Source organism: Pedococcus soli (assembly GCF_054782575.1).
The window spans coordinates 1-1769 of sequence record NZ_BAAGSF010000008.1; the positions used below are offsets into that span (position 1 = coordinate 1).

The following is a 1769-nucleotide window of genomic DNA, read 5'->3' on the forward strand; positions in this document are numbered from 1 at the left end:
TGGGGTGCCGGCTGCATGGACCGTTTGGTTTGTGGGGTTGGTGTTCTGGAACGAAAATCCTTTGGTTGAACATTGAATTGACTAGTTTTTTGCTAGTTGTTCTTGCTCAGTCAGTTTGACGACCCTTCTGGGGTTTCGCTTTTCCTGCCGCTTTGGTGGTGGGTAGCAAACATCAATGGAGAGTTTGATCCTGGCTCAGGACGAACGCTGGCGGCGTGCTTAACACATGCAAGTCGAACGGTGATGATGGGAGCTTGCTTTCATCTGATCAGTGGCGAACGGGTGAGTAACACGTGAGTAACCTGCCCCAGACTCTGGAATAACTTCGGGAAACCGGAGCTAATACTGGATATGAAACAGATCCGCATGGGTACTGTTTGGAAAGTTTTTCGGTTTGGGATGGACTCGCGGCCTATCAGCTTGTTGGTGAGGTAATGGCTCACCAAGGCGACGACGGGTAGCCGGCCTGAGAGGGCGACCGGCCACACTGGGACTGAGACACGGCCCAGACTCCTACGGGAGGCAGCAGTGGGGAATATTGCACAATGGGCGAAAGCCTGATGCAGCGACGCCGCGTGAGGGATGACGGCCTTCGGGTTGTAAACCTCTTTCAGCAGGGAAGAAGCGAAAGTGACGGTACCTGCAGAAGAAGCACCGGCTAACTACGTGCCAGCAGCCGCGGTAATACGTAGGGTGCGAGCGTTGTCCGGAATTATTGGGCGTAAAGAGCTTGTAGGCGGTTTGTCGCGTCTGCCGTGAAATTTCGAGGCTCAACCTCGAACTTGCGGTGGGTACGGGCAGACTAGAGTGTGGTAGGGGAGACTGGAATTCCTGGTGTAGCGGTGAAATGCGCAGATATCAGGAGGAACACCGATGGCGAAGGCAGGTCTCTGGGCCACTACTGACGCTGAGAAGCGAAAGCATGGGGAGCGAACAGGATTAGATACCCTGGTAGTCCATGCCGTAAACGTTGGGAACTAGGTGTGGGTCTCATTCCACGAGATCCGTGCCGCAGCTAACGCATTAAGTTCCCCGCCTGGGGAGTACGGCCGCAAGGCTAAAACTCAAAGGAATTGACGGGGGCCCGCACAAGCGGCGGAGCATGCGGATTAATTCGATGCAACGCGAAGAACCTTACCAAGGCTTGACATATGCGAGAACGCGGCAGAGATGTCGTTCTCTTTGGACACTCGTATACAGGTGGTGCATGGTTGTCGTCAGCTCGTGTCGTGAGATGTTGGGTTAAGTCCCGCAACGAGCGCAACCCTCGTTCTATGTTGCCAGCACGTGATGGTGGGGACTCATAGGAGACTGCCGGGGTCAACTCGGAGGAAGGTGGGGATGACGTCAAATCATCATGCCCCTTATGTCTTGGGCTTCACGCATGCTACAATGGCCGGTACAAAGGGCTGCGAAACCGCGAGGTGGAGCGAATCCCAAAAAACCGGTCTCAGTTCGGATTGGGGTCTGCAACTCGACCCCATGAAGTCGGAGTCGCTAGTAATCGCAGATCAGCAACGCTGCGGTGAATACGTTCCCGGGCCTTGTACACACCGCCCGTCAAGTCACGAAAGTCGGTAACACCCGAAGCCGGTGGCCCAACCCTTGTGGAGGGAGCTGTCGAAGGTGGGACTGGCGATTGGGACTAAGTCGTAACAAGGTAGCCGTACCGGAAGGTGCGGCTGGATCACCTCCTTTCTAAGGAGCACTGGTCGCGCAAGCGATCCAGAGCCCGGTCTGTCCCCGAGTGTGGGGCAGCGGGTGCTCAA

The 1769-nt window shown here is 55.7% G+C and carries 1 rRNA gene; it reads left to right on the top strand.

From position 1 onward, the window contains the following. The first annotated feature begins 172 nt into the window (after nt 1-172). Nucleotides 173-1698 (top strand): 16S ribosomal RNA (locus ACYVKF_RS19950). Nucleotides 1699-1769: the final 71 nt, after the last annotated feature.